This window comes from Marinobacter sp. V34 (assembly GCF_055524115.1).
This window is the reverse complement of sequence record NZ_JBUPZY010000008.1, coordinates 258,237-265,201: the sequence shown is the minus strand read 5'-3', so window position 1 is coordinate 265,201 and position 6,965 is coordinate 258,237. Positions and strand designations below refer to the sequence as shown.

The window sequence follows — 6,965 nt, the reverse complement described above, 5'->3', positions numbered from 1 at the left end:
CTGAAGAATTTTGAAACTCGAAATCTTCAATCAATTCAAACGGTTGCCTTTCAATTTCTGACCCGCCTCAGTGGCGTGCCCCTCGAAAGAGATGCGTATTCTACAGAGCTCACTTAAAGTGTCAACGAGCTTTTCAACATTTTCCCAAAAAGCCCGAATTCCGTTCAATCCTTGATCAAAACACGGGCGATCTTCTTCTTACCCGCCTGGACAACACAGTCATCACCCGCCGCAAACATCCGCTCGTCGGTTACCTGCTCACCATTAATATATACAGCCCCGCGAGCGAACACATCCTTGGCAGCCTTGCCATTGCTCGCCAGATTCGCTTCTTTCAGCAACGACACAACGTGCAATTCACCACGTCCGGCCAGGAAAACCTCAACCGTCGGCACATTCTCGGGAATCTCGCCGAGCCCAACCCGGTTACCGGCCGACTTATGGGCCGTAGCAGCCGCTTCGGCGTCATGGAAACGAGTAATGATCTCCTCCGCCAGTAGCTTCTTGTACTCTTGGGGATTCGCTCCACCATTAACGGCAGCATGAAACTCCTCCACCTCTGCCAACGGCCGGAAACTCAGCAACTCAAAATAACGCCACAGCAGATCATCCGGCATGGACAGCAGCTTGGTGTACATTTCACCAGGCGAATCATTAACGCCCACATAATTGCCCAGTGACTTTGACATCTTCTGGACACCATCCAACCCTTCCAGCAACGGCATGGTCAGCACAGCTTGCGGCTGCTGGCCATAGTGCTTCTGGAGAATACGACCCATCAACAGATTGAACTTCTGGTCCGTTCCACCCAACTCCACATCAGCCTCGAGGGCAACCGAGTCGTACCCCTGCACCAGCGGGTAAAGGAACTCATGGATGGCGATGGGCTGTTCAGAACGGTAGCGTTTAGTGAAATCATCGCGCTCGAGCATTCGGGCAACCGTAAACTGCCCCGCCAAACGGATCATGTCAGCCGCGGAAAGCTTGCTCATCCAATCGGAGTTGAACACCACCCGTGTCTTTTCCCGATCCAGGATCTTGAACACCTGCTCTTTATAGGTAATGGCGTTGGCTGCGACCTGCGCCTCTGTCAGAGGCGGACGAGTGGCGCTCTTGCCAGTGGGATCACCGATCATTCCCGTGAAGTCCCCAATAAGGAAGGTCACTTCATGCCCCAGATCCTGAAACTGTCGCAGTTTGTTGATCAGAACCGTATGCCCCAGATGGAGATCAGGGGCCGTAGGATCGAATCCGGCCTTTATTCTGAGAGGGCGCCCCTCCCGAAGTTTTTCAATTAACCCTTCCTCGGGGATCAACTCATCCATGCCGCGCTTGATTACGGCCATTGCCTCATCAATAGATGCCATGTACCACACATCCTCAATTCTGATCATTTGGGCCCGACGACAGTTACAGAGATCTACAAAAGAAATCTGTGCGTTACCAGCACCCCTGTTAAAGTGTACCTGCTCAGTTTTTGAACAAAGCCGCATATTTAAGGCCCGGCATTATAACAATCCCGGCCCTAGAAATCCGGCCAGTATGCCAGTAACGGTAATGTTCGATGCTGTCCTGAGCGCATTTTATACGGTAATCTGTTGGACTATACTTGAACAACAGCTTTAATTAGGTAGTACAACCTACCGGAATACCGATTAAAACGGATGCGACACGTGCTGAAAATGTTTCCTAAAACCCATATCACCATTGCCGCTGCGACCAGTGTTGTCGTCGCAGCCGCTATTCTGATGAGCCCCAGCGCCGATGTAGAAGCCAACAGAATGGCTTATTCGCTGGACCTCGACGAGGGCACCGTCAAGGAGTCAGGCACTCCATCTCCCCGCCCGAACGACCAATCCGCCGCAGGCAAGATGCCTGAAGACAAAGCAACAGCAGTTCCTGAACTGGCATCCATCAGCAATGAGCCTCAACTGCCCGAGGCACTGGACACCGCTGCTGCCATGGCTGAGGTCAACGAGCCGGAGCTGCAATGGCAGGAATACAAGATCAAGTCCGGCGACACACTTTCGTCCCTGTTCGGCAAGGCCGGCTTTAACGACGGCATTATGCTGTCTGTGATCCACGGCTCCGGCGAAGCCGATAAACTTCAGCGGCTTTACGCCGGTGAAACTATCGCCTTTGCAACCGATGATGCCGGCGAGCTCGCAGCCATTGACCTTCAGCGCAACCTCCTGGAAACCCTTCACGTTGAAAAGACCGAAGAAGGCTTTACCGGAGAAACCGTTGTCCGCGAGCCCGACGCCAAACCCGCCTTTGCATCAGGCGTTATTGATGGCTCCCTTTACGTGGCCGCTCGAGAAGCCGGAATGACCGACAGGCTTGCCATGGAAATGGTCGGTATCTTCGGGTGGAACATCGACTTCGTCTACGACGTTCGCAAGGGTGACCGATTTGAAGTGGTGTATGAGGAGCTCTATCTGGATGGCGAAAAATTCGATACTGGCAACATCCTGTCTGCCCGCTTTATAAACCAGGGTAAAGAGGTCATTGCCCTGCAGTACACTGACAGCAACGGTGATACCGACTATTACAGCCCGGACGGCAGTAGTATGCGCAAGGCGTTTCTGCGCACCCCTATCAATGCCCGCGTCTCGTCGTCCTTTAATCTCCAGCGCCGCCACCCGGTGCTGGACGTCGTTCGCCCACACGAGGGTACTGACTACGCTGCACCTCCAGGCACTCCCATTAAGGCAGCAGGGCACGGCAGGGTACAGTTTGCTGGCTGGAAAGGTGGCTACGGCCGTACGGTCATTCTCAAGCACGGCGACAACATTACAACTCTTTATGCCCATATGAGCCGCCTAGGCAAAGGCATCAAGACCGGCACCAAAGTCAAACAGGGTGACACCATTGGCCATGTCGGCTCTTCCGGCATGGTTACCGGGCCCCACCTGCACTACGAGTTCCGGTTGAACGGTAGCCCGCGAAACTCACGGACAGTGAAGCTCCCCGACGCGAAACCGGTGCCGAAATCAGAAATGGCCCGTTTCAAGGGATTTGCGGAGCAACAAGTTGCCAAATTTGAACTGTTCCGCCAGAACTACCAGCATCTGGCCCTGGCCGCTGACGAGTAAACCACATGAAAGCCTGGATTGGTTTGATGTCTGGCACCAGTATGGACGGCATAGACGCCATACTGGTGTCATTCAGCGGCCAAACAATCCAGGTGCATGCCACCCACACCACCGCCTACCCAGACGACATACGCCGAAGGCTGTTCAATCTCAGCCAGAACCGGGGAACGCCAGACGACGTCGGCGAGCTTGATCGCGCCGTCGGCTCACTGTTTGCACTCGCAGCGGAGACCGTGATCGATAAATCCGGCTTCCCGGCCTCGTCCATTAACGCTATCGGCAGCCACGGCCAGACCCTGCGGCACCACCCTGACAGTTCAGCACCTTTCTCCCTGCAGATTGGCGACCCCACCGTTATCACTGAGCGAACGGGCATCACGACGGTGGCAGACTTCAGACGGCGCGATCTGGCGGCAGGCGGTGAAGGCGCACCACTGGTACCGGCGTTTCATAAAGCCTTCTTTAGCTCTGCAGGCGAGAGCCGATGCATCCTTAATCTTGGCGGCATCGCCAATATCACCCATCTTCCAGCAAACGCCGATGAGCCGATAACCGGTTTTGATACAGGCCCCGCGAATGCGTTGATGGATGCCTGGTGCATGGATCAGACTGGCCGCGCGTTTGACGAAGATGGTGCATGGGCAGAGGAAGGAGAGATCAATCAGGCTCTGCTAAGCGATCTGCTTTCGGATGCCTACTTTTCGCGCCGGCCACCCAAGAGCACCGGTACCGAAAAGTTCAATCTTGAGTGGATTAAGACCCTGTTACGCCGCCATCCAGACCTCTCCGGCGCGGATGTACAACGCACCCTGCTCGAGTTAACTGCCGTCTCTGTTGCGCAGGAGTTACCACAATCACCGGGAATGACGATATTTGCGTGCGGGGGCGGTGCTAAAAACAGGATCTTGATGCGTGCACTGCAGCGAACCTGCAGCCCGGCCCGCCTTGCGTCAACAGATGAATTGGGCCTGGACCCACAATGGGTAGAACCTGCTGCCTTCGCCTGGCTTGCCAGCCAGACGCTGTCCGGCAAGCCTGGAAATGTTCCGGAAGTTACCGGAGCAGAAGGAAAAAGAATACTTGGGGCGGTGTACTACGCCTGAACACGGGCGTCAGATGGAGAAGGAGCTACCGCAACCGCAGGTTGAACTGGCATTGGGGTTCTGCACCACAAACTGCGACCCCTGCAATCCTTCCTGATAATCCACGGTTGCCCCGACCAGATACTGGTAACTCATAGGATCCACAAGCAACATCACGCCATCCCTTTCGATGACGGTGTCTTCCTCATCCTGCGCTTCATCGAATGAGAAACCATACTGAAAACCAGAACAGCCGCCACCGGTCACAAACACGCGAAGCTTGAGGTCGGAGTTACCCTCCTCATCCACCAGCTCCCGAACTTTGGATACCGCGCCGTCACTGAAAAACAGCGGTGTGATTGCCTGTTGCTGAACTACACTCAAGTCCGCCTCCGGTTACAGAAAAATCTAGTCTGATTATCATATTCCTGACTAAAACAATCAACTATTCCTTGCCAGGCACCTCTGTCGACTCTTCCTCCTCCGGCTTCTCTCCCGGACCGGCTTCTCCGGCAACGTCGTCATGCTGCTTGTCCCTGCTCAACAAACCCACGGGCTCGTTCTGATGAACCAGGCTCCCGTTGACGGACGCGCCCATAGCCATCTCAATCAGATTGTAATAGACATTACCATGGATGGAGGCTTTTTCGGCCAGTTCAAGATGCGTTGACGCGTACACATCACCGTGAACCGTTCCGTTTACGATCACATGAGGGGCGACGATGTCACCCTCCACGGAGCCCACTTCAGAAACCCTTAACACCGCATCACCGCCTTCTTCGGCAACAACCCGGCCGCGAATGGTGCCGTCCACATGCAGCCCGCCGGAGAAATGCACGTCCCCCTTAACCGTCGTGCGGGACGAAACCAGGGTATCGAAGTGCCCAGCGGGACGCCTAGGTTTCTGTTTCTTTTTTCCAAGCATTTCAGTTCTCCGTCAATTCATCCCAATCAAAAGTTCGTTCGGCCTGGGACGATTTTCTGCCTTCAGCACGCGCCACTACCTGAAGCTCTATAGGCTCGAAACCGTCGGGCAATCGTAATACCCCTTCGATATCCTGAAAATACCGATAGCGGAATTTGACTCCCAGATCGTCGATATCGTCCGACAGGTCCCGTAGCGCGATCACTTCCTTTTCTTCATTCCGCATGCCGATCACGTTCACCGCAACCACGCCCGATATATAACTTTTGTTGTCACCAATCTGGGTTAGCACCAGCTTAAAACCATAAGAGTCGTTCTGGCGCCCCTGCTGTAGCGTGAACCGATCAACCTGCAGCCCTTTGCTGGTTTCCGAAGGCGCCATGATGTTCTTATAGAAAGTCAGGTCCGCTTTCAGTGACGCGATCCGGGTTTCCAGATCAACAATGCTCTTTCTTGCCTGGTTAAGAGCTTGTGCATCAATGGTTCGCCCCCGTTCCAGGTTGACCAGCTGCTGACTGTCCTTTCGGTTCTGCTCTCGAAGATCTTCAACCTGTTCTTCCAGCAGGTCGCGGGACTCCTCGGCGGTTGAAAAACGGAATCCGCCTTGCGCCATACCGGTCACATACCCCAAAACCGCAGCGATGATGGAAAACGTTAGCAATATCAAGCTGCGGCGCAGTCGGTAACCCGGGCGATGCCGGATGACAACGTATTCTTCAGCGGGTTTTCTGTGTTCGCTCACCGGTCAGGCCTATGGTAGCAGTGCGGGCGCTTCCAGCCCGAGGGTTTCCTTGAGGTCAAACATGATGTTCATGTTCTGGACCGCCTGCCCTGCCGCACCTTTTACCAGGTTATCAATGACCGATGAAACGATCACAATGTTGCTCTGCTCCTGCCGGTGAAGAGCCATACGACAGTTGTTGGCGCCACGGACACTGCGGGTTTCCGGATGACTGCCAAACGGCATCACATCCACAAAAGGCTCATCCCGAAAGCGGTCCTCAAACAGCGCCTGGAGGCGATCAAAGTCAGCGGGGTTCCGGAGCTCCGCGTAAAGCGTCGCCTCAATGCCCCGGACCATCGGAATCAGATGTGGCACGAAGGTTACTCCAACATCACCACCCGCTGCCTGTGACAGGCCTTGACGGATCTCCGGGAGGTGGCGATGGCCTGATGCACCATAAGCCTTGAAGCTCTCGCCCACTTCGCCGTGCAGCATACCGATCTTGCCTTGCCGCCCGGCACCGCTGGCGCCTGACTTGGCATCCGCGATCAGTCGCGACGGATCAACCAGCCCGCTCTCCAGCAATGGCAGAAAACCCAGTTGGACGGCTGTGGGGTAACAGCCAGGGTTGGCCACCAATTGTGCTGTGCGGATCTTGTCCCGCACCACTTCCGGCAGGCCATAAACTGCCTTCTCTGCCCACTCGGGACTTTCGTGGGGCATACCGTACCATTCAGCCCAGACATCAAGATCCCGAAGGCGGAAGTCGGCCGACAAATCCACAACGCGGGTTCCCGCAGCCATCAATTCCGGCATCATACGCATGGCCACGCCATGAGGCGTGGCGAAAAACACCAGATCACAGGCCGCCAGCGTATTTACGTCCGGCTCGGAGAAGGCAAGGTCATAGTGGCCGCGCAGGTTCGGATACATATCGGCGACCGGCATACCAGCCTCCGATCGCGATGTAATACAGGTCACCGTCACATCCGGATGGACTGCAAGAATCCTCAGAAGCTCCACACCGGTATAACCGGTTCCACCTACAATGCCTACTTTTATCACCTGTTTCTCCAACTGAAATCGGGTTCGTGAAACCCTCGTAGTCTAACATGATAAACCAATGACTTATTGCAGCC

The 6,965-nt window shown here is 55.0% G+C and carries 7 protein-coding genes; 2 read left to right on the top strand and 5 right to left on the bottom strand.

Going from position 1 to position 6,965, the window contains the following annotated elements; all coding sequences use genetic code 11:
* Positions 1-164 precede the first annotated feature (164 nt).
* Positions 165-1,367, bottom strand: a complete 1,203-nt coding sequence (gene tyrS / locus AC0B60_RS14825) for a tyrosine--tRNA ligase (protein WP_465086598.1) — start codon at positions 1,365-1,367, stop codon at positions 165-167.
* A gap of 306 nt (positions 1,368-1,673) precedes the next feature.
* Here tyrS and AC0B60_RS14820 point away from each other — a divergent pair, with 306 nt between their 5' ends.
* Positions 1,674-3,095, top strand: a complete 1,422-nt coding sequence (locus tag AC0B60_RS14820) for a peptidoglycan DD-metalloendopeptidase family protein (RefSeq protein WP_465086597.1) — start codon at positions 1,674-1,676, stop codon at positions 3,093-3,095.
* A 5-nt stretch (positions 3,096-3,100) separates the two neighbouring features.
* Positions 3,101-4,198, top strand: a complete 1,098-nt coding sequence (locus AC0B60_RS14815; protein ID WP_465086596.1) for an anhydro-N-acetylmuramic acid kinase — start codon at positions 3,101-3,103, stop codon at positions 4,196-4,198.
* A gap of 9 nt (positions 4,199-4,207) precedes the next feature.
* Here the strand turns inward: AC0B60_RS14815 and erpA are convergent, their stop codons facing one another.
* The 4 genes from erpA to argC form a co-directional block, all read right to left on the bottom strand.
* Positions 4,208-4,561 (bottom strand): iron-sulfur cluster insertion protein ErpA, encoded by a 354-nt coding sequence (erpA, locus tag AC0B60_RS14810; protein ID WP_317306975.1) that lies wholly within the window; start codon positions 4,559-4,561, stop codon positions 4,208-4,210.
* A gap of 61 nt (positions 4,562-4,622) precedes the next feature.
* The gene (locus AC0B60_RS14805; RefSeq protein ID WP_465086595.1) at positions 4,623-5,102 is read right to left on the bottom strand and encodes a bactofilin family protein; all 480 of its coding nucleotides are present in this window, start codon (positions 5,100-5,102) and stop codon (positions 4,623-4,625) included.
* Position 5,103: 1 nt separating this feature from the next.
* A complete protein-coding gene (locus AC0B60_RS14800) occupies positions 5,104-5,844 on the bottom strand; it encodes a DUF6776 family protein (RefSeq protein ID WP_465086594.1) in 741 nt (246 codons plus the stop codon).
* Between the two features lie 9 nt (positions 5,845-5,853).
* Positions 5,854-6,891 (bottom strand): N-acetyl-gamma-glutamyl-phosphate reductase, encoded by a 1,038-nt coding sequence (gene argC, locus AC0B60_RS14795; RefSeq protein WP_465086593.1) that lies wholly within the window; start codon positions 6,889-6,891, stop codon positions 5,854-5,856.
* Positions 6,892-6,965 lie beyond the last annotated feature (74 nt).

Bases quoted from the DNA above. Each gene is read 5' to 3' on its own strand.
- tyrS (WP_465086598.1), bottom strand. From the start codon at position 1,367: ATGGCATCTATTGATGAGGCAATGGCCGTAATCAAGCGCGGCATGGAT.
- AC0B60_RS14815 (WP_465086596.1), top strand. From the start codon at position 3,101: ATGAAAGCCTGGATTGGTTTGATGTCTGGCACCAGTATGGACGGCATA.
- AC0B60_RS14805 (WP_465086595.1), bottom strand. From the start codon at position 5,102: ATGCTTGGAAAAAAGAAACAGAAACCTAGGCGTCCCGCTGGGCACTTC.